Here is a 25233-nt window from a genome sequence, read left to right as displayed (position 1 = left end):
CCCGCCCTATGAGTGAAGCCGCTTCCCCCCGCATCAGGAAGACGATGGTTTTTGTGCTGCTGGCTCTCTTTCTGGGCCAGTTCGGAAGCGGCGTGTATGATCTCATTTTCAGCAACTTCCTGCGTGACGCCCAGCATCTGGACGTGGAGATGCGCGGGTTCATTGAACTCCCCAGGGAACTGCCCGGCATCCTGTCCCTTTTTGTGGTCAGCCTGCTTTTCATGTTCAATGAGGTGCGCATGGCCGGGGTGGCGTGCTTGCTGATGTTCGGCGGCATGTACGCGCTGGCCTTCTGCGGCGCCGGAACCAGCCTGTGGGCGCTGTCTGCGTGGATTCTGACGGTGAGCCTGGGGCAGCACATTCTGATGGGCATGATTGATACCATCGTCATCCATACGGCGAGGCCGGAGAACCGTAGCCTGAGGCTCGGCCAGATGAAGGCGCTGGGGACGGCGGCCGCGCTGCTGGGCGCGCTGTGCGTATGGATCAAGTGGAAATTCAACCAGTCTTTTGCCGTGGACTTTTTCGTTACGGGCGGCGTGTGCCTGCTGGCGTTCCTGTTCCTGAGCCGGGTGAAAACGCCCGTCTTTCCGCAGCGGCGCGGCTGGCGGCAGTGCTTCGTCTTCAAGCGCAGGTATGCCGTTTATTACGGGCTGGAAATCCTGCACGGCATCCGCAAGCAGCTTTATCTGACCTTCGGCTTCTGGCTGATGGTCAGCACGCTGGGCCAGCCGCCCGGATACATCGGAAAAACCCTGCTCATTGCCGGCGTCATCGGGCTGGTCACGCAGCCCCTCATCGGCTGGAGCATCAAGCGGTATGGGGAACGGAAGGTAACGATTTTCGACAGCATTGCGCTGTCCCTCCTGTGCCTGGCGTATGCCTTCGCCCCGGAGCTGCTCCCCCTGCACTGGGCCGTGGGCGTGGTGACCGCCTGCTTCGTGCTGGACAACCTGCTGTTCGCCCTGGGCATGGCCCGCAGCACTTATGTGGCCCGCATCTGCGAGAAGCCGGAGGACATCACGCCGAGCATTTACACCGGGCTGGCCATCAACCATGTGGCTTCCATCACTTACGGCGTGCTGGGCGGCGTGATCTGGATGAATACGGGCGGTCCGCAGGCGGTGTTCCTGATAGGCGGCCTGGCTACCGCCGGGGCCGGGCTGGTGGCGCGGCACATGGATGAGCAGGGGCGGAACGGAGCCTGACAGAAGTTCTAACGCCCGGGTGCGGGTTTGACCGTCCCTTTTTTGAAGGCCTTCATGATCTTGTGGAAGATGTCCGTATTTTCGTAAATGCCGGTGAACGCGCCGCTTCCCGCGCCGAAGGCGTACACCGGAACGGCCATGCCGTCGTGATTGCCGGAGCCGAACTGGGCGTTTATTTCCCCTTTCTCCCGGTTGCCGCCTGTGAGTGCGAACGCGCCCGTGTTATGGTCCGCCGTGATGACGACCAGGGTGCCGGGGTGTTTTGAAGCCCAGTCCAGCACGGCTCCCGCGGCCCGGTCGAAGTCGAGAAGCTCCTCCATCATTTCTTCCAGGTTGTTGCGGTGGGCGGCCTTGTCGATGTTGGAGCCTTCCACCATCAGGAAAAATCCCTCGGGATTACGGGATAGGGTATCCAGCGCCTTCAGCGTGGCCCGGCGCAGAACGTCTCCCCGCCTGGAGGGCGGGGGAAGATTCCCCGGAGCGGTGACGGCCAGCGTTTTTCCGGGCGGCAGTGCGGCGGCTTCCTCCCAGCTGCGGGCGATCCGGTAGCCCTGCGCCTGCATCTCCTTGAAAATGTCCCTCCCGTCCGGCCTTTGCGTGAAATACTTGCCGCCGCCGCCGAAAATGAAGTCGGCGCGGGAACGGGGGTAATCCCCGATGATGCCGTAGGAATCCGACCTTTTTTCATTATTGGCGCAGAAAGCGGCCGGGGTGGCGTCGTTCAGCTCGCAGGTGGCGATCACGCCGGTGGATTTGCCCATGTCCGCCGCCTTGTCCACCAGGGAGTCCAGCTTGTTGCCCCTGGGGCACACGGCCACCCTCTTGTAGAGCGTCTTGGTACCCGTCGCCATGGCGGTGCCTGCGGCGGCGGAGTCCGTTACCAGCTTGTCCGCGCACCATGTTTTGGAGATGCCCGTCACCGGGCAGTTTTCAATGAACAGGCGCCCGCGGTTGGCCGCCCAGGCCGCGGAAAGGTGATGGATGCCCATGCCGTCCCCAATCATCAGGATGACGTTGGTGGCAGGGAGGTTCCGGTCAGGCTCCGGAATTTCCGCCACCTGGTAGGGGCGTTCCAGAACGAAGCGCTGGGTCTCCGCCGCCGGAAGCAGGGACGGCGCAAGCAGCAGGGCACAGGCAAGGGAGCGCAGGAGGGAATACATGCTGCCACTTTCCCGCCCGCGGCGGAACAAGTAAAGAGGAAAATGTGCCGGTTCCGCGGGAAACCGGCACAAATGCTGTTGGCGGCCTTATTTGACGTCCGCCTGTTTTTGCAGGATGTCCCGGATCTGTTCCAGCAGAACGACGTCATCCGGCTTGGGCGCGGGGGCTGCCGGCGTTTCTTCGCTCTTGCGCCTCAGTGAGCCGATGAGCTTGATGGCCACGAAGATGGAGAAGGCGATGATGATGAAGTCGATGGTCGCCTGAAGCAATTCCCCGTATTTCAATTCCACGTCCCCCAGTTTCAAGGTCAGGTACGCCAGGTTCACGCCGGAGGTGAGGTAGCCGATGATGGGGGTGATGATGCTGGAGACGAAGACGGAAACGATTTTGTTGAACGCGCCGCCGATGACGACCGCCACCGCTAGGTCAATGACGTTTCCTTTAAGGGCGAATGCCTTGAATTCCTCCAGAAAACCTTTGGGATTGAAAAAATGTGCCATGATGGATTGCTGCTGGTTGTAGATTTATTCTGGCGGCAAAAGGATAAAAGAAAAGAAAAATGAAATGCCGCCGAACAGAGATATGACTACCCGCCGGGATAAAATGTGAGAATCATGACGTGGCTCCCAAAAAAATCATTTACAGACGGGGCCAGAAGCGCAAACTACACGCGTATTACCTTAGCTTATGAACACAGAAGAAAAACTCAACCGGTACGTACTCCATTCCTATGGCCGTTATCCCATGGCTGCCGTCCGCGGGGAAGGCTCCCGACTGTGGGACAGCACGGGGAAGTGCTATCTGGACTTCTGTGCCGGCATTGCCACCTGCGCGCTGGGGCATTGCCATCCCGTGGTAACGCAGGCCCTGCAAAAGCAGGCGGCCACGCTGGTGCACTGCTCCAACCTGTACCAGATTCCCCAGCAGGCGGATCTGGCGGAATTCATCGTGACCAAATGCGTGGAGCGTCCGGGGAAGGTCTTTTTCTCCAACAGCGGCGCGGAATCCAATGACGGCTTGATCAAGGTGGCGCGCCGCTACGGCCACCGGAAGCCCCAGGCGGACGGCAAACCCCGTTATGAAGTGCTTACGTTCAACAAATCCTTCCACGGAAGAACGCTGGGCAGCATGTCCGCCACGGGGCAGGATAAAATCAAGATAGGCTTTGACCCCATGCTGCCGGGATTCCGCCATCTGCCTTTCAATGACCTGGAAACGGCCCGCGAAGCCATCAGGCCGGAAACAGTAGCCTTCATGCTGGAAACCATCCAGGGGGAAGGCGGCGTCAACTGCGTGACTTCGGAATTCCTGCGCGGCCTGGCACAATTGTGCCAGGAGCACGATCTTCTCCTGCTGATGGATGAAGTGCAGTGCGGCTTTGGCCGTTGCGGCGACATCATGGGATGGCGCGCCGTGGCTCCGGACGTGGAGCCGGACGGCGTTTCCTGGGCCAAGGCTCTTGGCGGCGGTTTTCCCATCGGCGGCTTCTGGATTTCCGACCGCGCCATTGACGACCAGGGCACGGAGCTTGCCTCCATCATGGATCCCGGCTCCCATGGTTCCACGTATGGCGGCAATCCGCTCGGCACCACGGTCGGCTTGGCCGTGCTGCGGGAAATCGTCTCCCAGGGGCTCCCGGAACGGGCGCGGCGCCTGGGCGCGGAAATCCGCGCGGAAATAGAATCCTGGAACCTGCCCGTGATCCAGGGCGTGCGCGGCCTGGGCCTGTTGCTGGGCATCGGCCTCAATCCGGAGATGGTGGACGCGCCGGAAGGCAAGACGGTTGCCGCCGTGGTGGTGGAGGCTCTGCGGCAGGAGGGCCTGCTTTCCGTTCCCGCCGGGCCGGAAACCGTCCGCCTGCTGCCTCCGCTGAACGTGAGTGAAGAGGAAGTCCAGCAGGCGCTTGCCATCATCAGGCGCGTGCTTAAGACATACGTTAAATAGAACTCAACCCCGTTTGCTTTATTGTCATGAAGGAAGAAGCCATCAAAGCCCCCGGCAGTACGATAAGGCAATATTCCATCATGCTCCAGAACCGGGTGGGGGCGCTGTCCGCCCTCCTCGGCCTGCTGGACATGCACGGCATCTTCTGCCTGGGGTTCAGCATGCACGACTGCCATGAGGCGACCATTGCGCGCCTGATTGTCAGCGATCCGGAACGAACGTCGGAAATCTTTCTGGAAAAGGGCATCTGCTACACGGAGTCCGAGGTTCTGGTGGCGGTTCTCCGCCATGGCCCCGCGGACCTCAAGAAGTGCCTGGATGTGCTGTATGCCGCGGAAATGAACGTCAACTTCCTGTACCCCCTGATGCCCTGCATGGCGCGGGGCTCCCTGGTCGCCCTCCATGTGGATGACCTCAACTTCGGGCGCACCGTGCTGAATTCCAGCGGCATCAAGGTCCTGTTCCAGCAGGATCTCAGCCGGTAGGAACGATGGTTTTTCCGGCCTTTCCGGTCACCCGGCCAAAGGCGTTTTCTCCAAGCGCATCAAGGGTTTGGCGCGTTTTTTCGGCTTGACGGGAGGGGAAAACATGGTATGGTACGGGCCGCATGGCAAAAGTACCCGTAATCAATCTTCGCAAGGGACACGCGGTTAATCATAACAATGACGTTTGCGTCGTGGTCAGCATGGAGCACAAGTGCCCCCCCGCATGGCCTCCTACGTGCAAATGAGCATCCGCAGCATTTCCACCAAGAAGGTATATAACCTTCGCCTGACTTCCAATGAATCCCTGGAAGGCGTGAACCTCGCCCGTGAGGAATATGAGTTCAGCTACATTGACGGCATGGGCTACCACTTCATGAACCCCGATACGTACGAAGACATTACCGTGTCTCCGGACATCGTGGAACCCGTCAAGGATTACCTGATGGAAGGCAACATCTACATTCTGCTTTTCACGGATGAGACGGTTGTTTCCGTGGAACTCCCCGCCGCCATCACCATGGAAGTGGCGGAAGCTCCGGAAGGCGTCAAGGGCGACAGCGCGAACAACGTTTACAAGTCCGCCACGATGACCACCGGCTTGGTGGTGCAGGTGCCCCTTTTCATCAAGCCCGGCGAAAAGATTTCCGTAAAGACGGAAGACGGCTCCTACCTGGGCCGCGTGAATTAAACGTTCCCTTTTCCTGTTATTTGAAGAGTCCCGTCCGGGTTTTATCCGGCCGGGGCTTTTTCATGAGGGGACGGCACGGAAAAAGACCAGAAGACGGGCCGGAGTACGGGCTTTACATTTGAAGCCGCGTCCAGTAAGCCATTCTCATTGTAATATTTTACTCCATGAAAAAGTTTATTGTCTTGTTGTGGATAGGGCTGCTGGCCGCTTTTCTGCCGGCGGATTGTGCCGCCGCAGTGAAGCTGGCCTGTCTGGGGGACAGCATCACCGCCGGGATGGGGGTTAAAAAGGAAGACTGCTGGGTATCCCGGATTGCGAAGACCCTGGACAGGAAGGCGGAAGTAGGAAACTTCGGCGTATCGGCGCGCTGCCTGCTGTTCAAGGGGGACCGCCCCATCACGCGGGAGAAGGCTTATCAGGACGCGCTGGCGTTCAAGCCTGACATGCTGTTGATAGGCCTGGGCACCAATGACAGCAAAAAAGTGAATTGGAGCCACAAGGATGATTTTGTAAACAATTACAAGGAGATCATTACGGAATTCCGCAAGCAGAATCCCAAATTGAAGGTATACTGCCTGCTGCCCATTCCCTCCCAGGAGGCCAGGGAAGGGGGGATCAGCAGGGAATGCATTGAAAAGGAAATCATTCCGCTCATCCGGCAGGTGGCCAAGAGCACCAAATCCAGGGTGATCGACCTCAACAAGGTGATGAAGGACAAGGGCTCCCTGCTGGTGGACGGCGTGCACCCCAATGCGGAAGGGCACGCCCTCATGGCGGAGCACATTCTCCTGGTGCTCAAGGGGAAGGCTGCCGAGTAACAGGCCGCCCCCGTTCCCGAAGGCAGGGACTTTTATATGAATTGGAAGGGGTTAAAGAAACTGGATGGACCTTACGGATACGGCGAAGCCGGAATTCCCTTTTTGCTCTATCCGTTCCATGCGCCCCTGGCCGTTCACGTTCCCTATTCGTCTAGCGCTTTCTGAAGGCGGGACAGTTCCACGGGAGCATCCTTTTTCTTCTCTGTCCGGTAGGGAATGGTGCCCTTGTGGGGGGAATCCTTCTTCTGGTATATGCGGACGTAATCTATTTCATACTTCTGGGGCAGGGGCAGTTTATTCAGATCGCCTCCTGTGGCGCCCATGGCCAGGTTCAGGATGATGAAATGGGGCTGACGGAAGGGATTGGCGACTTCCTTGTAAACGGCGTTGACGGTGTTGTCCAGGGGCGTCCTGTTCAGCAGGATGTCGTCCGCATACAGGCGCACTTCCTTTTCATCCCAGTCCATGCGGAAGACATGGAAGCTGTCCGCCCAGTCCGCATGCCTTTCCTGGAGCCATTTGAGCGGCGTGTAGGTAGTGCTCCATTTGCCCACGTGTTTTTTGGGGAGGCCCAGCAGAGGTTGGCCAGGTAGGTGGACTGGTAGTACTCCATGATGTCTATTTCCCCGCACATGGGCCATCCTTCCTTGACGCCCATGGTCCAGAAGGCGGGCCACATGCCCTCCCGCGGGCTGAATCTGGCCCGGATTTCAAACCGCCCGTACAGCCAGGAAAACTTGCCGCGCGTGGTCAGGGAGGCGGAGGTGTAATCCGCTTCCTTGCGCGTCGTCTGCCAATTCTTTCCCGCCGGGTCATAATGGGGATTGGCGTGTTTTTCCTTTTTGCCTTCAATAATCAGCATGCCGTCCTCGCACCGGGCGTTTTCCGGCTGGTACCACTGTTCCTCCTTGTTGCGGACGAATCCGTGTTCGTAATTCCACTTGGCGGGGTCCGGGCGGCCGTCCTTGTCGAACTCGTCGTGCCAGACGAGTTCGTAATCGGAATAATCCGCTTTTTCCACCACCCTCTCGGTTTTTTTGACGCCGTCCCCGTGCAGGGTGTAAAGCTGGGCATGGAGGGGGGCGGACAACAGGGCCGTGCAGGCCAGGACTCGGAACAGGGTGGGAGCGGTCATTATGAAGGGATGAAGGTGTTTGTTACTGTTACGGGGCCGCGGGCGTTTTTTTGTCATTTTTTATTGGAAAAGGGTGAAGCCGCGAAAGCGGCTTGAGAAACGGGATTGATGGGATTAGTTTCACCTAACAACATGGGAGCCTTCTTTGGTCCCGGAAAATCAAACACTCCGTTTTAACGACAATGGAAGAAAAGAACTATCTTGTTTCCGGCATGCATTGCGCCGGTTGTGCTGCCAAGGTGGAGCGCGCCGTGGAGGGATTGGAGGGGGTGGAGCGCGTAGAGCTGAATTTGCTGACGGGGCGGATGACCGTTCTGTTTGAAAAGCCAGATTCGCCCGCCAGGGGGCGCATTGCGTCCGTAGTGGAGAAAGCCGGCTTCCACCTGGCGGACTGGCGGGAGGAACCGTTTTCCGGTGCGGATGGGGAGGAAAGCCAGGGGCAGGAGGAAACGGGAGGCTCCGCCTCGTTTGGTCCGTTCTGCTGCTGGCGCCTCTGATGTATCTGTCCATGGGGCCCATGTGGCACTGGCCCGTTCCGGGAGGGGGCTGGGGGCTCTGGATGAATTTGTGGGCGCAGTGCATTCTGGCGGCCGCGATTCTGTGGCTGAACCGGCATTATTTAATCAACGGCGTGCGCCAGCTTGCCGCGCTGTCTCCCAATATGGATTCCCTGATCGCCATCGGCTCCGGTTCCGCCTTCCTGTACGGGCTGTATCTGTTGATTGCGGCGCTGTGGCAGGGCGCCAACGTGGACGGAATGGAACTGTATTTTGAATCCGCGGCCATGATCGTCACCCTGATTTCCCTGGGGAAATATCTTGAACGCCGTTCCTACCGCAAGACGAACGCCGCCGTGAAAGGGCTGGTGAAGCTGGTTCCCCAGGAGGCCCTGGTTTGGCATGACGGCGCGGAGCGCGCCGTCCCGCTGGATGAACTTCATTCCGGGGACCTGGTGGTGGTGAAAACCGGGCAGAGGATTCCGGTGGACGGCGTCATTGAAGAAGGGCAGGCCGCGCTGGATGAATCGGACCTGACGGGGGAAAGCATGCCGGTGGACAAGACGGCGGGAGACCGGGTGATCAGCGGCACGTTCAACCGGGCCGGGTATCTCAAGGTACGTGCGGAACGCGTGGGCAGGGACTCCACGCTGGCCCGCATGATCCGCCTGGTGGAGGAGGCCAGCCAGTCCAAGGCTCCGATTGCACGGCTGGCGGACCGGGTGTGTTATTTCTTTGTCCCTGCGGTGATTGCGATTGCCCTGGTGTCGTTGGTTGCGTGGCTGGCTGCCGGGGAGGGATTTTCCTTCGCCCTTGCCAGGGCGATTGCGGTGCTGGTGATTTCCTGCCCCTGCGTTCTGGGGCTTGCCACGCCCATCGCCATCATGGTAGGGACGGGCAGGGGCGCGCGGCTGGGCATCCTGTGCAAGTCCGCCGGAGCTTTGGAGGCTTTGAGCCGCGTGGATACCGTCGTTTTTGACAAGACGGGCACCCTGACTGAAGGGGAGCCCCGTGTGGTGGCCGTTCTGCCGGAGCCGGGCATGAATGCGGATGAACTGGTGGAAATGGCGGCGGCTTTGGAGCAGGGATCGGAACATCCGGTAGGGAAAGCCGTTTATGAACACGCCAGGCTGCTGGAACTCCCCATCCGCGCCGTGGCGGATTTGTCCGTTGTGCCGGGCCGCGGCATTTCCGGCGTAGTGGACGGCGTGCCCTATGCGGTGGGCAATCCCGGCTTCATGCAGGACAAGGGCATCTCCTGGAAGGAGGAGGAAGGCCGCCTCCGGGAGTTCATGCGGCAGGGCGCGTCCCCGCTGTATGTAGGGAGGGGAGACCGTCCTGCGGGAGTGATCATGGTGGCGGATTCCCTGAAACCGGACAGCCGGGCGGCGGTGGATTATCTGAAGCGGATGAACCTGCGCGTGGTCATGCTGACGGGGGACAATGCCGCCACGGCGCGGCACATGGCCGGGGAACTGCATATTGATGAAGTGATTTCCGACGTGCTTCCGGATGAGAAGGCCTCCCATGTGATGAAGATGGAGGAACGCGGGGACAAGGTGGCGATGGTGGGGGACGGCGTGAACGACGCCCCGGCGCTGGCCTGCGCCCGGGTGGGCATCTCCATGAAGTCCGGAACGGAGCTGGCGATGGAGTCCTCCGACATCGTGCTGATGAAGAGCAATCCCGTGGGCGTGGCGGAAGCCCTTCAACTGGGCCGCACCACCCTGCACATCATCAGGCAGAACCTCTTCTGGGCCTTCTTTTACAATATCATCGGCATTCCGCTGGCCGCCGGGTGCCTGTATCCGGCCTTCGGCCTTACGCTGAATCCCATGATTGCCGCCGGGGCCATGAGTTTAAGCTCCCTGTGCGTGGTGTTCAATTCCCTGCGGCTGCGCGGCTTCAAGCCCCGTCTGGAAAAATAAGGCGGCCTCTTCCTTTTTGGCGCCCTCCGTTCAGGAGGGCTGCAGCAGGGCCTGGGCCAGCGTGCGGGCGTGGTCCCCGCCGCCGCCCAGCATGCGGACCAGCTCGTCTATCCGGTCTTCATGGCTCACCTCCCGCAGGCAGGAGATGGTGCGGTTGCCCGCGGAAGCCTTCTGGACCAGGTAGTGATGGGAGGCCAGGGCCGCCACCTGCGGAAAGTGCGTGATGGAGATGACCTGGTGCCTGTTCCCGAGCTGCTGCATCTTGAAGCCGACGGCCCGCGCCACTTCCCCGCCCACATTGGCGTCTATTTCGTCAAATACCAGCAGGGGGGTGGAGTCCTTGTGCGCCAGGGCGCTTTTAATCGCCAGCATGATGCGCGCCAGCTCCCCGCTGGAGGCAATCAGCCGGAGAGGCTTGGAGGGTTCGCCCGGATTGGGGCCGAACAGGAATTCCACCGTTTCCATTCCCTGGGAGCCGGGTTCCTGGAGGGGGGAGAGCCCTACTTCAAAGACGGCCTGGCGGAAGCCCAGTTCCCGGGAGTGCCTGACGATGGAGGAAGCCAGTTTGGGCGCGGATGCCTGCCGCGCTTTGGTCAGGGCCTGTCCGGCGGCGTCCACCTGCTTGCGCAGGACGGCCATGGAGGCCCGCAGTTCTTCCAGGCGTTCCGTGCGGTGCTCGATGCGGTCCAGGCGGTGGGCCGCCTCCTCCCTCCGGGCGCAGACGTCTTCAAAGGAAGGGCCGTATTTCATTTTCAGGGATTCCAGCAGGTTGATGCGCTCCTCCAGTTGGAAGAGCTCCCGGGGATCACAATCCAGCTCGGAGGAATAATCCGCCAGGCGTCCTTCAATTTCCTTAAGCTCCAGATTCACTTCCGCCAGCGGGGCCAGCCACGCGGCTGTGGAGGCGTCCATGCGTTCCAGTTCGTGCGCCGCCCGGGTCAGTTCCCTCAACTGGGAACCCAGGCCGGGCACGTCCGTTTCCTCCAGCATGGCAAGCATTCTGGAAACCTGTTCCTGAAGCCTGGTGCCGTTGCGGGCGCGCTGCCAGCGTTCTTCCAGCGTGAGCACTTCCTCCGGCGTAAAGGCGGCGGCGTCTATCTCGTCCACCTGGTGGCGCAGCAGCTCTATTTCCCGCGCGGTGGCCGCTTCCGCATGCTCCAGGTCGTCATAGGCCCGGCGCGCGTCCTGCCATTGCCGCCACGCGTCCGCGTAGGCGTGCAGCAGGGGGGCGTGCTCCCCAAAGGCGTCCAGCAGGGAAAGCTGCCTCTCCTGGGAGATCAGGGAGCGGTGGTCGCTGGGGCCGTGCATGTCCACCAGGCAGGCGCCCGCCTCCCGCAGCAGGTTCAGGGTGCACGGGCTGTCATTCAGGAACTGGCGGTTGGCCGTGGAGGAAATGATGCGCTTGATGATCAGGTTGCCGTCTTCGCAGGGCGGCACGCCGTGTTCGTTCAGAATGGCGTGCACCGGGGAGGAGTCCGGCAGGTGGAACACGGCCTCCACGCTGCATTGCTGTTCTCCGGACCGGATGAGCGTTTTGTCCGCGCGTTCTCCCAGCGCCAGGCGTATGGCGCCGATGATGACGGATTTGCCCGCCCCCGTTTCCCCGTGATGCAGATGAAACCGGAGCTGGGTTCCCAGAGCAGCTGGTCCACGAGGGCCAGGTTTCTAATTTTCAGCAATGTAAGCATTCGGGCTTTGGATTTTGAATGCATTATGGCATCATTTGCTCTAAACGCAATCATGACCTCTGTGATGAACATTCTCTTTCTGGGCACCGGAACGTCCACCGGAGTTCCGCAGATAGGTTGCTCCTGTGCGGTCTGCACGTCCCCGGACCCCAGAAACAAGCGGTTGCGTTCTTCAGTTTACGTGGAGGCCGCGGGCACCCGCATTCTGCTGGATTCCTCCCGGATCTGCGTCAGCAGGCCCTGCGGGAAAACATCACGGACGTGGACGCCGTGCTGTACACGCACGCCCATGTGGACCACGTGGGCGGCTTTGACGATCTGCGCGCCTTCTGCTGGCGCAGGTCCGGCGGCCTGCCCCTGTACGCCTCACCGCAGACGATGGAAGCCCTGCGGACCATGTACGGCTGGGCGTTTGAACCGAAACCGGGCCGGAGCGGCTACGTCAGGCCGGAACCTCACGAAGTGAGGGAGCCGTTCCGCGTAGGGAGCGTGCTGGTGACGCCTCTTCCCGTAATGCATGCCGGGGTGGAGACTTATGCCTACGTGCTGGAGGCGGAAGGGCAGCGGCTGGCATACATGCCGGATGTGAAAAGCATTCCGGAGGCCTCCCTGGAGGCCATGAAAGGGGTTGACCTGCTGATTATTGACGGCTTGCGCTATCATCTGCACCCCACGCACCTGTGCCTGGAGGAATCCCTGGCCGCCATTGCCGCCATCCGGCCCGGGCGCGCCGTGCTGACCCACATGTCCCACGACATGGATTACGGGATTCTTTCCGGCAAGCTGCCGGAGAACGTCATGCCTGCCTACGACGGGCTGAGGCTGTCCCTGCCGTGATTTTCACCCTTCATTTCCATCAGGCCATGACTGCTGCAAACAACCCTGACCAGCCCGGCGCGCGGATGCCGTGCGAGACCAGAAAGGTGTTCGGCTTTTCCGTGGCCGTCAGCTCCGTGGAGGAAATGAGCTCTGCCCTGGCGGAACGTGCCCTGGAAGCGCAGGCCCCGTGCCTGGTGGCCGCCGCGGACGTGCACGTGATAACCCTCGGCGTTCATGACCGGGGTTATGGGGCCGTGCTGGAACGGATGGACGTGGTTTGCCCGGACGGAATGCCTGTGGTGTGGAAGCTGAACAGGGGCCTTCCCGCAGGGGAAAGGAGCGCCGAACGCGTGAGCGGGCCGGACCTGATGGAAGCCCTGGTGCGGGCGAATGCGGAGTATCCGGGTCTGCGCCATTTTTTGCTGGGCGGAGATGAAGGGACGCTGGAGACCCTGGCGTCCGCATTGAAGGAGAAGTACCCGGCTTTTCATCTGGCCGGCGTGCATTCCCCGCCATTCCGTTCCTGGACGGAGGAAGACCGGAGGGAGATGCGGGAGGCGGTTGCCTCAAGCGGGGCCAATGTGGTGTGGGTGGGCCTGGGCTGCCCGAAGCAGGAGCGGTGGATGGCGGAGCAGAAGGAGCTGCTGCCTCCCGCGGTTTATGTGGGCGTGGGAGCGGCCTTCGCCTTCCATGCCGGAACGGTGAAGCGCGCGCCCCGGTGGATGCAGAAAAACGGCCTGGAATGGCTGTACCGCATTTACCGGGAGCCGGCGAGGCTGCTCAAGCGGTACGTGAAGCATAACAGCCTGTTCGTGTGGTATGTGCTGACGGGGAGGTAAAAACTCTTTTCCCGATGCGGGCGCCCCGGACATGGGGAGCAGGTTATTTTGGCCTTGTACCGTTCCCGTGCGGATTTATCATGGCTTGGCCGGGTTCTGCACGCCTGCAGGGGTGCAGCTGGCGTTTTCCATCCTTCCATCTCCTTTAACTTCTTTTCCTCATGTTCTTTCGCCGCATTCCCCGGAAAAGCTGGTATGAAAAAGCCGTGGAACGCGTTTTCAGGGACAGGAGGTTGTGTGAGGAAAAATTGCCTCCCTTCGGCTGCGTTCGCGGGGAAAATGGTTTTCTGTACCGGACAAAGCTGCTGAACGGGCAGCTCTGTATGGAATTTGAAATACATGCGGAGGGCTCCGTCAGCGTAACGGTGCGTGATGCGGACGGGAAGAGTATCCCTCATCTTGCTCAGGGAGAGGCAGACAGGTTGCGGGAGAGGGCGCTCCGCAGGGAATATGAGGAAGAGCTGTGGCATGTGGCGGAGTGCTGCTTTGAACCTGATTTCTTCAAGGGCGATCCTGCCCGGAGCCTCGTCGCGCACGTCCGGGAGGCTTACGGGGATGAATTGGAATTCCTGTGGAGGAAGTCGCCGGGAAGCGCTGTCGTGCGGCGGAAGGACACGGAAAAATGGTATGCCGTTTTTCTGGCTGTGCCGCGGTTGAAACTGGGCGGCAGTTCCAGGGAAAGGGTGGAGGTGCTGAATCTGCGGGTCCGCCCTGGGGAGCTCGAGGGCCTTGTGGACCATCACAGCCGTTTTCCGGCCTACCACATGAATAAGAAAAGCTGGGTGAGCCTTTGCCTGGACGGGACCGTCTCCTTTGAGGAGCTGGCCGCGCGCCTGGAGACCAGCCGCCGGCTTGCCGGGAAGTAAACGCCGCTGCCGGCGGTTTTCCGGAGGGCTTATGGTTTCCTCACCCGGAATGCGGCGGCGGAGTTTGCAGGTGGTAAGGCGGGACGGGGCTCTTGACCCGGAAGGGAGCCGGGCCTACAGTGGGGGCATGAACGTTGAAGAAAAGGCGCTGTCCACCTTCCGCACGGAACCCTGGCGCCACAATTGCGCCCAGGCCGTTTGCGCGGCCCTGGGAAGGGAGGATTTGCTGGAAGCCGTCTCCGCGTGCGGCACGGGAAGAGCGCCTGACGGGGTATGCGGCGCCTTGTATGGAGCGCTCCTGTGCACGCCCGTGCAGTCAAGGGAGGAGCTGAAGCGGCGGTTTGTGGAGAAGCTGGGTTATTCCCATTGCAGGGAGCTGAAAAAAGAAGGCTGTGTTCCGTGCCGGGACTGCGTTGCCTCCGCGGCGTTTATGGCTTTTGATTTGCAGGAGTGAACGCAGAATGACACGACTGTATTCATAGATTTTCATGAAGAAAGAGTCTATTGGAATGAATCCAAATAGAACAACGTCATGAAAAAATTGATATATGCTATAGCAGCGGTAGCCGTTGCAGTTCCGGTAGTGGCCCTGGCGCAGAGCGCCTGCAACAGCGGTTCCTGCACCAAGGGTGACAAGGACATGGCTGAAGCCAAGGAACACATGAAAAAGGGCGCCAAAGCCGCCAAGGACGCCGCTTCCGAAAAAATGAAGGAAGGCAAGCAAGCGGCGAAGGACGCCTACGAAAAGAGCAAGGAAGCCGTCAAGGATACTTACCAGGACAGCAAGGAAGCCGTGGACCATGCGGCGGACAGGGCTGCCGATAAGGCCGAAGCCATTGGCGACGCTGCGAAAAACGGTTAACTCAAACGATTAAAATACAAACCATTTATTTATTATGTGTGACTCCAAAGATCATATGAACCATATGCATGAAGGCTGTGGATGCTCGAAAGATGCCGCTTCCGGCAAGATGGAAGAAGGCAAGAAGGCAATGAAAGACGCCTACGAAAAGAGCAAGGAAGGCGTCAAGGATATGGCTTCCGGCGTAAGTGACAAGGCCAAGTCCATGATGGACAAGGACAAAAACGCTTAATTCCGGCGGTTGAATAAGCCGTTTTCTATTCTGCATCCCGTATGCGGCATGATTTCCCCTTGTCCGGGTTTCCGGACGAGGGGATTTTTATTGGGCGGGATTTTCCGGTTGAGGGCAGCCCTCCCCGGAAGCGTCCATGGCATGCAGGCTGATTTTGTGCCTTTTGCACAGTTCCGCCACCCGGTCACGCTCCAGCAGAATGGTTTTGCCCGCTTCCAGGGCGATTTGCCTGACGCCGCATTCCGCGCACGTCTCAATGGTGACGGGGCCGATCGTAGGAATGTCGAAGCGCATGTCATGCCCCAGGCGCGCCACTTTTGCCAGTGTGGCGGGTTTGCCGTTGCCCAGCTCGCCGCTGCGGCGTATGCAGTTGTTGGTGCCTTCAATGGCTTCCACGGCAACTACGGTGCCTCCGTGCACGACGACGGACTGCCCGATGTGAAGGCGGCTGATTTCCTTGGCCATCTGCATGCCGAAAACGGCGTCCTCCCATTGTTCGGTCGTGGGACGCGGTCCGGCGATGTGGCCCGGCTGCGGCATGTGCTCTTCCATGTAGGTGAAGGCGGGGAGGATGGTGAAGCCTTCTTTTTCCGCCTCCGTGATGACGGCCCCCAGCAGGGAGTCCGCGTTTTTCTCCGGCATGCGCATCAGCACGGAAAGGGCGCGGAGGTCCGGACGGAGGGAGAGAATGTTCTTCGGGTTGATGCCTCCCGCCATGATGACGTTCCGCACGCCGTGCTTTTTCAGGAAGGAGAACGGCTTGCTGATCTGGCCCACGCTGAATTCCTGGTAAGCGTCGCACAGGGGAATGACGGCGGGATTGGTCTCCCCCTTGAAGCCCACGGCCACGATGCGCAGCTCCGGCGTCCGGCGGCGCGCCCCCCGGACGATGTATTCCGGGTAGACGCCGTCTCCGGCTACCAGGCCTAGTACGGGTGGGTCTGTCGTCATGCGGCGTAAAGCGTGCGGGAACGGAGCGGGTTACAGGTATTCCGGGCGCTGGAGCAGTTCCGCCACGCGCTTGAGCAGGCGGCCGATGTCCGCGCCGTCCACCACGCGGTGGTCCCCCGTAGCCACGATGTTGGCCTTGGAGATGGGAATGAACGCCTCCACCTCGTCGCTCCAGACCGGGGTCTTGGTGACGGCTCCCACCCCCAGGATGATGGATTCGCTGGGCATGGGCATGGGGGCGGCAAAGGTGAGCCCGAAGCCGCCGAAGTTGGTGACTGTGGCGATGCCGCCCGTGCTGTCTTCCGGGGCCAGCCTGCGGCGGCGCGCCTGGGCGATCAGCCTGTTGTAGTCTTCCAGCAGTTCTTCCATCGTCCGTTCGTTCACGCGGCGCAGCACGGGAACCATCACTTCGTCCGCCACCTGGGCGGCGATGCCGATGTCAATGGTCTTGGGGGAAAGGATGTTTTCCCCCACCAGGTAGCCGGCGCATTCCGGGCTTTCCGCCAGGGCCAGGGCCAGGGCGCGGGCAAAGTACAGGGTGATGCCGGGCCGCAGCGGGGAATGCTGCCTGTGCTTGATGAGGGGGTCCATGAACACGGGGCGCCCGGCGGAGGCCAGGGGGCGCGTCCAGCTCCGGCGCATGGCGTCCGCCACGGCCAGCCGCATGGAGGAGGCCTTGCGGTGCGGCCACTGGCTCACGTATTCCAGGAATTCCTCCAGGTCGTCAATGGTGACCCGTCCTCCGGCTCCGGAGCCGGAGATGAAAGCGATGTCCGAGGCGCTCATGCCCAGTTCATCCATGCGCGCCTTCATCCGGGGGGACATGTAGTGCGCGCCTTTCATGCCGGCGGGCACCGGCAGGCCGCGCACGCTGGGCTGGACTTTCAGGTCCGTGCCGTTTTCCTGGTAGGATTCCCCCGTCAGGCCAAAGTGGACCCCGGCGGGCTTTTCCTCCCGGGCGGAAGCGTCCGGGACGCGCTGGGGCACGGATTCCGGGCTGGCCGGAAGGGAAGGCTGGGTGGAGTCACCGGCCGGGGTGGCCCCGGAACGCTCAATTTCCTCTTCCGTGGCGTCAATCATGGCCATGCAGGCGCCGACCACGATGGATTCCCCTTCCTTGATAAACACGTCGCTCAGGACGCCGCCGCACATGGTGGTGACGCCCATGGTGGCCTTGTTGGTCTCTACCTCAAAGATTTCTTGGTCGGCTTCTACGGTGTCGCCCGGGGCCGCCAGCAGGCGCAGCACGGTGGCTTCCGCAATGGAATCCCCGAGCTGGGGCATCAGAATGGGTACTTTAGGCATGGTGGAAACTGGGTTGAATCAGATGGATAAAAGATGGCGGATGGAGGCGGCGATGGATTCCAGCGTAGGGCGGTGCGCCTTCCACAGGTTGGGATGCTGGGGGATGGGGGTGTCCCTGGCGTTGAGCCGCTGGGGCGGAGCGTCCAGCAGATGGAAGCCTTCCGCCACGATGCGGGAAACGACTTCCGACGTGACGCCCCCCACGGGAAGTCTTCCCCGACGACCAGGACGCGGCCAGTGCGCGCTACGGAGGCGATGACGGTGTCCATGTCCAGCGGGCGCACCGTGCGGAGGTCCACTACTTCCACTTCATAACCGCTCTCCTTCGCCAGCAGGTCCGCCGCGCGCACGGCTTCCGGCACCATGGCGCTGTACGCCACTACGGTGGCGTGCTTTCCGGTGCGGGCGATCCGGGCCATGCCGAAGGGAATCACCGGGGCTTCCCGGTAGTTGTCCTCCGCCTTCAGCCAGCGGTACAGGAACTTGTGTTCCAGGAAGATGACGGGATCGGGCACTTCCACGGCCTGGCGCAGCATCCAGTAGGCGTCCGCCACGGTGGCCGGGGTCATGACGTGCAGGCCCGGATAGTGGGCGAACAGGGCTTCCAGGCTCTGGCTGTGGAAGGGACCCGTGCCGGGCGTTCCCCCGCAGGGCAGCCGCACCGTGATGTTGGCGGGAATGCCCGTGCGGTAGTAATGGGTGGCCGCCATGTTGACGATCTGGTTGAAAGCGATGGTGCTGAAGTCGGCAAACTGGACTTCCATGATGGGCTTCTTGCCCATGACGGCGGCTCCGGTGACCATGCCGGCCATGGCGTCCTCACTGATGGGGGCGTCAATCACGCGGTCCGGGAACAGCTCCTTGAGGCCCTTGGTCGCTTTGAAAGCGCCGCCGAAAACGCCTATGTCCTGTCCGTACAGGAAGACGTCCTTGTCTTCCGCAAGCAGGTCTTTCTGGGCGTCGTGAATGGCATCAATGTATGTTACGCTCATGGGAATATTCCGTTTGCAGGCTTAATAAGGTCTCCACACCGTGGCGTTCCAGTCCTCCCGGAAGGGGTCCGGCTCCGGTTCCCTCTGCGCAGTAGCCACGGCCAGCTGGACTTCATCGGCATACTGCTTTTTCAGGTCCGCCACTTCTTCCGGCGTCAGCCAGCCGGCTTCCAGCAGTTGCCGTTCCGCGACGGTGACGGGGTCTTTTTTGTCGTACTCATCCTTCAATTCCCTGGGGATGTAGGAGGCGTCGTCATGTTCCCCGTGGCCGCACATGCGCAGGGTCTTGGCCAGCACCCACTGGGGGCCCCTGCCTTCCCTCGCGTTGTTGACGGCGGTGCGGAAGGCTTCCAGCGTAGCCATGAAGTCCGTGCCGTCCGTTTCATGCACGGTGAAGCCGTAGCCGCGGCCCCTGTCCGCCAGGGAGGCTTCCCCGAATTCACGGACATTGGGAGTGGAATAGGCGAATTGATTGTTGGTCACCACGAGCACCAGCGGCAGTTGTTCCACGTTCGCCATGTTGGCGGCTTCGTGAAAGGCGCCTGTGGACGTGGTGCCGTCTCCGCAGAAGGCCACGCCTACGGGGCCGGGAAGCTTGCCGTCCAGCCGCTTGGCAAAAAGGCAGCCGATGACGAAGGCCACCGTGCTGCCCAGATGGCTGATGGGCGCCATGTAGCCTTCCGCCGGCAGTCCGCGGTGGACGTTCCCGTCCCGTCCCTTCATATAGCCCAGGGCAGAGCCCAGGTAGGAGCGGGCCGCTTCAATGATCGGTTCCCCCAGGTGATGCGCGCCGCCTGTTCCCGGATGAACGGGGCGATCACGTCATACCCGGCGGTCAGGAAAACGCCGCCGCAGGCGGCAATCGCTTCATGCCCGCGGCCCAGGTAAACGCCGCCCGTGATTTTGCCCGCTTTATACAGGCTGGAAATTTTGGTGTCAAAGGCCCGCGCCAGCAACATGGCCTTGTAAGCCTTGACGGCGCTTTCCTTCAAGTCCGGTTGTGTAGTGTCGCAATGTGCCACCCCATTATTTTATATGCTGCATGGGGAAATGCAATGCCATTTCATGAAACTTCCGGAGACTTCATGCCTGCGGGCCTGAACGGACGTTCCGGCTGCACCGCAGGGCGGCAGGGGCGCGGACGGGGAACTCCGGTTCCCGAAAGGCGTTTTTTACATCCTCTTCACCCATTGCCTGTTCCGGAAAAAATCCCCCGGTTCACTTCCCTTCCGGCGGAAGGGAGCATCTCAGTTCGAATTTGGGATGCACCACATCGTAGTCTCCGGAAAACAATTCCGTTTCCATGATGATTTTATCATACTCCTGCGCAAAAAGTTCGGGAAAGACCAGGGGGGCCTTCCCGATATCGCTTTCCTTCCTGATGGAGCAGAGGAAGGAGGCGGCAGGCAGGCGCACGACTTCCTTTAACTGCCGGGCGTCCCTTTTGGTCGCTTCCACCTCCACATACAGGAACCTTTCCGTTCCGGAGCTCCGGTGGAAGGAAAGGAGTCCGGCTTCCGCGCCCAGCCTCAGCTCATTGCGGTTAATGTCATCAAGCATGTTGGTGATGAGTACATTGTAATCCGTGCTGTGCTGTTTTCCGGCATAGGGGGCCGTCCAGCAATATTTTTCCGGCAGGGCGTGGACGGTCTGCCCCTCATGGCGCCGGAGGCCTTCCATCCGGTCCATCTGCTTCTGGAATTTTTCCAGCAGGTGCAGTTTCTCCTGAATGTCCCTGATTTTCTGGTGCGCCAGCATGGTGCCGTGGGAAATCAGCTTCTTGTAATGGATTCTCTGCTGGTCCTCGGTCAGAAAGGAGGTGAACTCCTTCAGGGGAATGTCCAGGAAGGTGCAGGCGCGGATGGCGTCCACCACGGGAATCTGGGAGAGGGTGTAATAACGGTAGCCTGTATCCGGGTCCGTATGGGCCGGGCGCAGAATCCCCAGTTGCTCGTAATACCGGAGTGATTTAATATGTACGCCGGTCTGTTTGGACAGATTGCCTATGGTTAGTAAATTCTGCTTGTCCATCCTGTATTGCGGTTGGCGTGGAAACTGATTTTTTCCCGCCGGAGGCGCGCCCGGCGGAAACGGCTGCTGCATGCAAGAGAAATCTTCCTGAAGACGAAATCGTCGCGTCATTCATTTGATTCTTGTTGCCAGCAGCTTACAACAAATGATAAAAAGCCGCTCCACTTAATCTTTTCATTGCCTCTTGACTCTCCCATTATGGGATACTTTACATCTTATGGCAATTGAAAAATCCCCGGTCTTGTCGGAAGCGTGGTTCCGGGGTTTCTTGAGGTCTTATAAAGCATGATTACTGATGAAAACAACTAGTCTCCTTCTTCTCTGCACCACCCTTTTGGCAGCTCTCTCCTCCTGCCGGCAGGGGGATGAAAATCCGGCCGCCGGTTCTCCCGGAGAAATAGTGCCGGAAGTGGCCGTTCTCACGGTGCACGGCACCCAGGTTCCCGTAACCGCCAACCTTCCCGGCCGCATGGAGGCGTACCTCCAGGCGGAAGTGCGCGCCCGCGTGACGGGAATTATTCAGGAACGCTGCTACCAGGAAGGGCAGACGGTTCGCCCGGGCGACCTTCTCTTCAAGATAGATCCGGCTCCGCTCCAGGCCGTGCTGGACGAATGCAAGGCTACGGTAGCGCGCGCCAAGGCCGTGCTGGCGGATGCGGAGGACAAGGCCGCCCGCTATTCCTCCCTGGTGGCCAAGGGCGCCGTCAGCGTGCGGGAGCACAAGCAGGCCATGGCGGAGGAAGACCGGGCCAGGGCGGAATATGCCGCCGCCGCCGCGTCTCTGGAGCAGGCCCGCCTGAATCTGGAATACACCAGGGTGGAAGCGCCCATCTCCGGCCGCGTGCGCCGCGCGCTGGTGACGGAAGGGGCATTTGCCAACCAGAACGAATTCACGCACCTGACCACCATTGAGCAGATAGACCCCATCTATGTCCGCTTCTGCCAGCCGGCCTCCCAGTACAGCAGCCTGCGCCGCGCCGTGGTGTCCGGCCTGTGGAAGGGAGTGCCGCTGGGTGAAATCAAGGTGCGCCTGCTGCTCTCCAATGGGGAGGAATACCCCCATTCCGGCAAGATCATCTTTTCCGACATGGCGGTGGATCCGAATACGGACACCATTGAAATGCGGGCCCAGTTCCCCAATCCGGATTATGAGCTTTTGCCCGGCGCCTATGTGCGCGTGGTATTTGAGAAGGCGGTGCGGGACAACGTGTTCGCCATTCCCCGGGACGCCGTCATCCGCACCGCGCAGGGGGCTTCCGTCTTTGTCGTGGGCCCGGAAGGCGTGCTGGAAATGCGCCCCGTGAAGGCGGATACGCTGAACGGCCGGGAATGGCTGGTTTCGGAAGGCCTCAAGGACGGGGACAAGGTGGCCGTCAGCCACATCATGTCCCTCCGGCCCGGCATGAAGGTCCGCAGCGCCGCGCCCCAGCCGCAATCCAACGCCCAGCAATAACCCGTTATGCCTGATTTCTTTATACGCCGCCCCATTTTTGCCTGGGTAGTCGCCCTGCTGATTTCCCTGATCGGGCTGCTGGCCATTCCCAGCCTGCCTATTGCCCAGTACCCGGACATCGCTCCGCCGGTCATTACCCTGCGCACTACGTATCCGGGCGCCTCCGCCCAGGATACGGAGGAAGCCGTCACCGCCGTGATTGAAAAGGAAATCAACGGAGCTCCCGGCCTGATGTACATGTCCGCCACCAGCAGTTCCGACGGCGCGGTGGAAATCGCCGCCACGTTCACGCAGGGCACGGACCCGGACATTGCCGCCGTGGAAGTGCAGAACAGGCTGAAAATCGTGGAATCCCGCCTGCCGGAATCTGTCCGGAAGGAAGGAGTGTTCGTGGAAAAATCCTCCAACAACATTCAGGCGATGATCTCCCTTTCCTCCACGGGGAACCTGAATGATACGGAACTGGGGGAATGGGCTTCCGCGCGCATCATCCCTGAATTGAAGCGCGTGAAAGGCGTCGGGCGCGTGGAGCTCTTCGGCGCGGAAACGTCCATGCGCATCTGGCCCGATCCGGAAAAGCTGGAAGCGCTGGGGCTGACGCCCACGGACATCGTGAATGCCGTGGCCGCCCAGAGCGAGCGCATCATCATCGGTGACATCGGGGGCGGCCGTTTCCAAATCCGCCCCCATCAACGCCAGCGTGGTGGCGGAGGAAGCCTTCCGCACGCCGGAGGAATTCGCCTCCATTGCGCTGAGAACGCTTTCAGACGGTTCCTCCGTCAAGCTGGGGGACGTGGCGCGGGTGGAGCTGGGCTCCAACAGCTACGCGTTCTTCTCCCGCTGCAACGGGCAGACCGCCACCGGCATGGCTATCAAGATGGCTCCCGGCTCCAACGCCGTGGAAACCATGGGCCTGCTCAAGGCCAAGATGGATGAGCTGGCCAGGGACTTCCCGCCCGGCGTCACCTACCAGATTCCGTATGAAACCACCCATTTCGTGGAAATCTCCATCCAGAAGGTCATCTCCACCCTGCTGGAAGCCATTCTGCTGGTATTCCTGGTCATGTTCCTGTTCCTGCAGAACTTCCGGGCCACCCTGATTCCCACGCTCGTCGTCCCCGTGGCCCTGCTGGGCACCTTTGCGGTGATGTGGCTCTCCGGGTTCTCCATCAACATGCTCACCATGTTCGCCATGGTGCTCAGCATCGGCATTCTGGTGGACGACGCCATTGTGGTGGTGGAAAATGTGGAACGCATCATGATGGAGGAGGGGCTGGACGCCCGGCGCGCTACGGTAAAAGCCATGAAGCAGATCGGAGGCGCCATCGTGGGCATCACCGCCGTGCTCGTGGCCGTGTTCGTGCCCATGGCCTTTTTCAGCGGAGCGGTGGGGAACATCTACCGGCAATTTGCCGTGACCCTCATTGTATCCATCTCCTTCTCCGCGTTTCTGGCCCTTTCCCTGACTCCGGCTCTGTGCGCCGCCATGCTTAAAGCCTCCTCCGTGGAGCATCAGGAAAAGAAAGGATTCTTCGGATGGTTCAACAGGACCATCCACCGGTCCACGGACCGGTACGGCAATGCCGTATCCGGAATCATCCGCCGCCCCGTACGCTCCCTGTTCCTGTATGTGCTCATCATTGCGGGGGCCGGCTACCTGTACCTCACGCTTCCCACCTCCTTCCTTCCGGAAGAAGACCAGGGCAACTTCATGGCGATGGTTGCCCTGCCTGCCGGGACCTTGCAGGAGGAAACCAGCACCCGGCTGCGGGAGGTGGAGGATTACCTGATGCAGCATGAACCGGTGGAATACGCCTACTCCGTGGGCGGCTTCAGCTTCATGGGCACCGGCACCAACATGGCGATGCTGTTTGTCGGCCTGAAAAACTGGGACGAGCGTTCCGGAGAGGACAACTCCGCCCAGGCGATCATTGACCGGGTCAACGCCCGTTTTGGCGGGGACCGCCAGATGATGGTCATGGCCCTGAACATGCCGTCCCTGCCGGAACTGGGCAGCACGTCCGGCTTCGACTTCCGGCTCCAGGACAAGGGCGGCCTGGGGTATGCCCGCATGGTGGAAGCCCGGGACGAACTCCTGGCCCGCGCCAATGCGGACCCCAACCTGACGGGCGTCTACTTCTCCGGACAGGCGGACACGCCGCGGCTGCACGTCTCCATTGACCGGGAAAAAGCCTTCTCCATGGGAGTGCCCATTACGGAAATCAGCAATTCGCTGGCGGTCATGTTCGGGTCCAGCTATGTGGGGGACTTCATGCATGACAGCCAGGTGCGCCGCATCATTGTGCAGGCGGACGGAAAAAGCCGCCTGAACGGCAATGACATTGAAGACCTGCATGTCCGTAATGACCAGGGGAAGCTTCTGCCCCTCTCCTCCTTCGTCCGGCTGGACTGGACGGCCGGCCCCCCGCAGCTCACGCGCTACAACAACTACCCCTCCTTCACCATCAACGGCTCCTCCGCGCCCGGCAAGAGCAGCGGGGACGCCATGAACGCCCTGGAGCAGATTACCGCCACCCTGCCGCAGGGCGTGGGATTTGAATGGACGGGACAGTCCTATGAAGAAAAGCTTGCCGGGTCCCAGGCCACGCTGCTCTTCGGCCTGTCCATCCTGATCGTCTTCCTGGTGCTGGCGGCCCTGTATGAAAGCTGGTCCATTCCGCTGGCGGTCATCCTGGTGGTGCCCCTGGGCCTGCTCGGAGCCCTGCTGGCCGTCTTCCTGCGCGACATGCCCAACGACATCTACTTCAAGGTGGGCCTGATTACGACCATCGGCCTTTCCGCCAAGAATGCCATCCTGATTGTGGAAGTGGCCAAGGAATTCTACCGGGAAGGCATGGATGTGATGGAAGCTGCCGTTGCCGCCGCCAAACTGCGCCTGAGGCCCATCCTGATGACCTCCCTGGCGTTCGGCGCCGGGGTGGTTCCGCTGGCCTTCGCCCACGGGGCGGCGGCGGGCGCGCAGCGCGCCGTAGGCACGGGGGTGCTGGGCGGCATCATTACGGCCACCCTGCTGGCAATCTTCCTGGTTCCCCTCTTCTTCCGCCTGACAGCCGGAAAGAGGAAACAGGAACACCCGGAAGAAGCATAGGGCACGAGGCTGGAACGGAAACGCCTGGAATAGCCCCTGCCGCGGAAGGCGCGGGAAGACAGAACCCTGCATGGGACCGCTGCCCGCGCCTGATGCGTTAAAAAGGGGAGCACGTTTCCGTGCTCCCCGTCTTTCGGGAAAAAGGCTGAAAGAGGTTTTCCTGCGGAGGGAGGGCCTGAAAAGCCTCGTTATCCGCATGGGCTGGAACCCCGTATGCCGCTG

25 protein-coding genes and 1 pseudogene are annotated in these 25233 nt (G+C 60.9%); 15 read left to right on the top strand and 11 right to left on the bottom strand.

The annotated features are described in order from the left end of the window. The first annotated feature begins 8 nt into the window (after nt 1-8). Nucleotides 9-1208: an MFS transporter gene (locus PVA48_RS05275; protein WP_102749449.1), complete on the top strand. Its 1200-nt coding sequence runs from the start codon at nt 9-11 to the stop codon at nt 1206-1208. Nucleotides 1209-1216: 8 nt separating this feature from the next. Here the strand turns inward: PVA48_RS05275 and PVA48_RS05270 are convergent, their stop codons facing one another. Together PVA48_RS05270 and mscL are read right to left on the bottom strand one after the other, a co-directional pair. Beyond that, nucleotides 1217-2368 (bottom strand): alkaline phosphatase, encoded by a 1152-nt coding sequence (locus PVA48_RS05270; RefSeq protein WP_102728543.1) that lies wholly within the window; start codon nt 2366-2368, stop codon nt 1217-1219. Nucleotides 2369-2455: 87 nt separating this feature from the next. After that, nucleotides 2456-2869, bottom strand: coding sequence for a large-conductance mechanosensitive channel protein MscL (mscL, locus tag PVA48_RS05265; RefSeq protein WP_022396833.1), 414 nt, complete (start codon nt 2867-2869; stop codon nt 2456-2458). Nucleotides 2870-3056: 187 nt separating this feature from the next. Here mscL and PVA48_RS05260 point away from each other — a divergent pair, with 187 nt between their 5' ends. The 4 genes from PVA48_RS05260 (at nt 3057) to PVA48_RS05245 (ending at nt 6304) form a co-directional block, all read left to right on the top strand. After that, nucleotides 3057-4313 carry an aspartate aminotransferase family protein gene (locus tag PVA48_RS05260; protein WP_423232355.1) on the top strand — a complete coding sequence of 419 codons (1257 nt, stop codon included), beginning with the start codon at nt 3057-3059 and terminating at the stop codon, nt 4311-4313. Between the two features lie 26 nt (nt 4314-4339). Further along, nucleotides 4340-4798, top strand: coding sequence for an amino acid-binding ACT (locus PVA48_RS05255; RefSeq protein WP_022396831.1), 459 nt, complete (start codon nt 4340-4342; stop codon nt 4796-4798). Between the two features lie 223 nt (nt 4799-5021). Then, nucleotides 5022-5486: an elongation factor P gene (locus PVA48_RS05250; RefSeq protein ID WP_257228430.1), complete on the top strand. Its 465-nt coding sequence runs from the start codon at nt 5022-5024 to the stop codon at nt 5484-5486. A gap of 164 nt (nt 5487-5650) precedes the next feature. Further along, on the top strand, nt 5651-6304 hold the full coding sequence (locus PVA48_RS05245; RefSeq protein ID WP_102728545.1) for a GDSL-type esterase/lipase family protein: 654 nt from the start codon (nt 5651-5653) through the stop codon (nt 6302-6304). A gap of 143 nt (nt 6305-6447) precedes the next feature. Here PVA48_RS05245 and PVA48_RS05240 read toward each other — a convergent pair whose 3' ends face one another. Together PVA48_RS05240 and PVA48_RS05235 are read right to left on the bottom strand one after the other, a co-directional pair. After that, nucleotides 6448-6771, bottom strand: a complete 324-nt coding sequence (locus PVA48_RS05240; protein WP_423232354.1) for a glycoside hydrolase family 16 protein — start codon at nt 6769-6771, stop codon at nt 6448-6450. Beyond that, nucleotides 6720-7439, bottom strand: coding sequence for a glycoside hydrolase family 16 protein (locus tag PVA48_RS05235; protein ID WP_423232353.1), 720 nt, complete (start codon nt 7437-7439; stop codon nt 6720-6722). Before PVA48_RS05235 ends, PVA48_RS05240 begins: the two co-directional genes overlap by 52 nt. Nucleotides 7440-7621: 182 nt before the next feature. On the opposite strand from PVA48_RS05235, the gene PVA48_RS05230 reads away from it, so the two are divergent. Further along, nucleotides 7622-7936, top strand: coding sequence for a heavy-metal-associated domain-containing protein (locus PVA48_RS05230; protein WP_423232352.1), 315 nt, complete (start codon nt 7622-7624; stop codon nt 7934-7936). Next, nucleotides 7936-9864: a copper-translocating P-type ATPase gene (locus tag PVA48_RS05225; RefSeq protein ID WP_423232351.1), complete on the top strand. Its 1929-nt coding sequence runs from the start codon at nt 7936-7938 to the stop codon at nt 9862-9864. Before PVA48_RS05230 ends, PVA48_RS05225 begins: the two co-directional genes overlap by 1 nt. A gap of 30 nt (nt 9865-9894) precedes the next feature. Here PVA48_RS05225 and PVA48_RS05220 read toward each other — a convergent pair whose 3' ends face one another. Beyond that, entirely contained in the window at nt 9895-11424 is a 1530-nt protein-coding gene (locus PVA48_RS05220) for a DNA repair protein RecN (protein ID WP_423232495.1), read from the bottom strand. Nucleotides 11425-11570: 146 nt separating this feature from the next. Between PVA48_RS05220 and PVA48_RS05215 the strand changes: the two genes are divergently transcribed. The 6 genes from PVA48_RS05215 to PVA48_RS05190 all read left to right on the top strand — a co-directional run bounded on the left by PVA48_RS05215 (nt 11571) and on the right by PVA48_RS05190 (nt 15170). After that, complete coding sequence (locus tag PVA48_RS05215; protein WP_423232350.1) at nt 11571-12389, top strand: MBL fold metallo-hydrolase; 819 nt, start codon at nt 11571-11573, stop codon at nt 12387-12389. Nucleotides 12390-12415: 26 nt separating this feature from the next. Further along, on the top strand, nt 12416-13210 hold the full coding sequence (locus PVA48_RS05210; RefSeq protein WP_146021140.1) for a WecB/TagA/CpsF family glycosyltransferase: 795 nt from the start codon (nt 12416-12418) through the stop codon (nt 13208-13210). A 161-nt stretch (nt 13211-13371) separates the two neighbouring features. Next, nucleotides 13372-14076, top strand: coding sequence for an MmcQ/YjbR family DNA-binding protein (locus PVA48_RS05205; RefSeq protein WP_102728549.1), 705 nt, complete (start codon nt 13372-13374; stop codon nt 14074-14076). 127 nt (nt 14077-14203) lie between these two features. Next, nucleotides 14204-14530 (top strand): hypothetical protein, encoded by a 327-nt coding sequence (locus tag PVA48_RS05200; protein ID WP_102722223.1) that lies wholly within the window; start codon nt 14204-14206, stop codon nt 14528-14530. 78 nt (nt 14531-14608) lie between these two features. Further along, a complete protein-coding gene (locus tag PVA48_RS05195) occupies nt 14609-14938 on the top strand; it encodes a hypothetical protein (protein WP_022396819.1) in 330 nt (109 codons plus the stop codon). A gap of 55 nt (nt 14939-14993) precedes the next feature. Further along, nucleotides 14994-15170: a hypothetical protein gene (locus tag PVA48_RS05190; RefSeq protein WP_156340827.1), complete on the top strand. Its 177-nt coding sequence runs from the start codon at nt 14994-14996 to the stop codon at nt 15168-15170. Nucleotides 15171-15257: 87 nt separating this feature from the next. On the opposite strand, the gene PVA48_RS05185 is transcribed toward PVA48_RS05190, so the two are convergent. The 6 genes from PVA48_RS05185 to PVA48_RS05160 all read right to left on the bottom strand — a co-directional run bounded on the left by PVA48_RS05185 (nt 15258) and on the right by PVA48_RS05160 (nt 20449). Continuing rightward, nucleotides 15258-16121 carry an LpxI family protein gene (locus tag PVA48_RS05185; protein ID WP_102722224.1) on the bottom strand — a complete coding sequence of 288 codons (864 nt, stop codon included), beginning with the start codon at nt 16119-16121 and terminating at the stop codon, nt 15258-15260. A 30-nt stretch (nt 16122-16151) separates the two neighbouring features. Beyond that, nucleotides 16152-17426, bottom strand: coding sequence for a 2-oxo acid dehydrogenase subunit E2 (locus PVA48_RS05180; RefSeq protein ID WP_423232349.1), 1275 nt, complete (start codon nt 17424-17426; stop codon nt 16152-16154). Continuing rightward, nucleotides 17405-18418 (bottom strand): alpha-ketoacid dehydrogenase subunit beta, encoded by a 1014-nt coding sequence (locus PVA48_RS05175; RefSeq protein WP_423232348.1) that lies wholly within the window; start codon nt 18416-18418, stop codon nt 17405-17407. Before PVA48_RS05175 ends, PVA48_RS05180 begins: the two co-directional genes overlap by 22 nt. Before the next feature lie 21 nt (nt 18419-18439). Further along, complete coding sequence (locus tag PVA48_RS05170; RefSeq protein ID WP_423232347.1) at nt 18440-19141, bottom strand: thiamine pyrophosphate-dependent dehydrogenase E1 component subunit alpha; 702 nt, start codon at nt 19139-19141, stop codon at nt 18440-18442. Beyond that, nucleotides 19138-19410, bottom strand: coding sequence for a hypothetical protein (locus PVA48_RS05165; protein ID WP_423232346.1), 273 nt, complete (start codon nt 19408-19410; stop codon nt 19138-19140). The genes PVA48_RS05170 and PVA48_RS05165 overlap by 4 nt, the downstream gene beginning before the upstream one ends. A 226-nt stretch (nt 19411-19636) precedes the next feature. After that, on the bottom strand, nt 19637-20449 hold the full coding sequence (locus tag PVA48_RS05160; RefSeq protein WP_423232345.1) for a MerR family DNA-binding transcriptional regulator: 813 nt from the start codon (nt 20447-20449) through the stop codon (nt 19637-19639). 295 nt (nt 20450-20744) lie between these two features. Between PVA48_RS05160 and PVA48_RS05155 the strand changes: the two genes are divergently transcribed. Both PVA48_RS05155 and PVA48_RS05150 read left to right on the top strand, forming a co-directional pair. Continuing rightward, nucleotides 20745-21902 carry an efflux RND transporter periplasmic adaptor subunit gene (locus tag PVA48_RS05155; protein WP_022396811.1) on the top strand — a complete coding sequence of 386 codons (1158 nt, stop codon included), beginning with the start codon at nt 20745-20747 and terminating at the stop codon, nt 21900-21902. 6 nt (nt 21903-21908) lie between these two features. Further along, a pseudogene (locus PVA48_RS05150) lies at nt 21909-25011 on the top strand (multidrug efflux RND transporter permease subunit). Nucleotides 25012-25233 lie beyond the last annotated feature (222 nt).

Origin of the sequence: Akkermansia sp. JRP_AM1 (assembly GCF_049262625.1) — a bacterium.
Taxonomy (GTDB): domain Bacteria; phylum Verrucomicrobiota; class Verrucomicrobiia; order Verrucomicrobiales; family Akkermansiaceae; genus Akkermansia; species Akkermansia massiliensis.
This window is presented reverse-complemented; position numbering and strand designations above follow the sequence as displayed.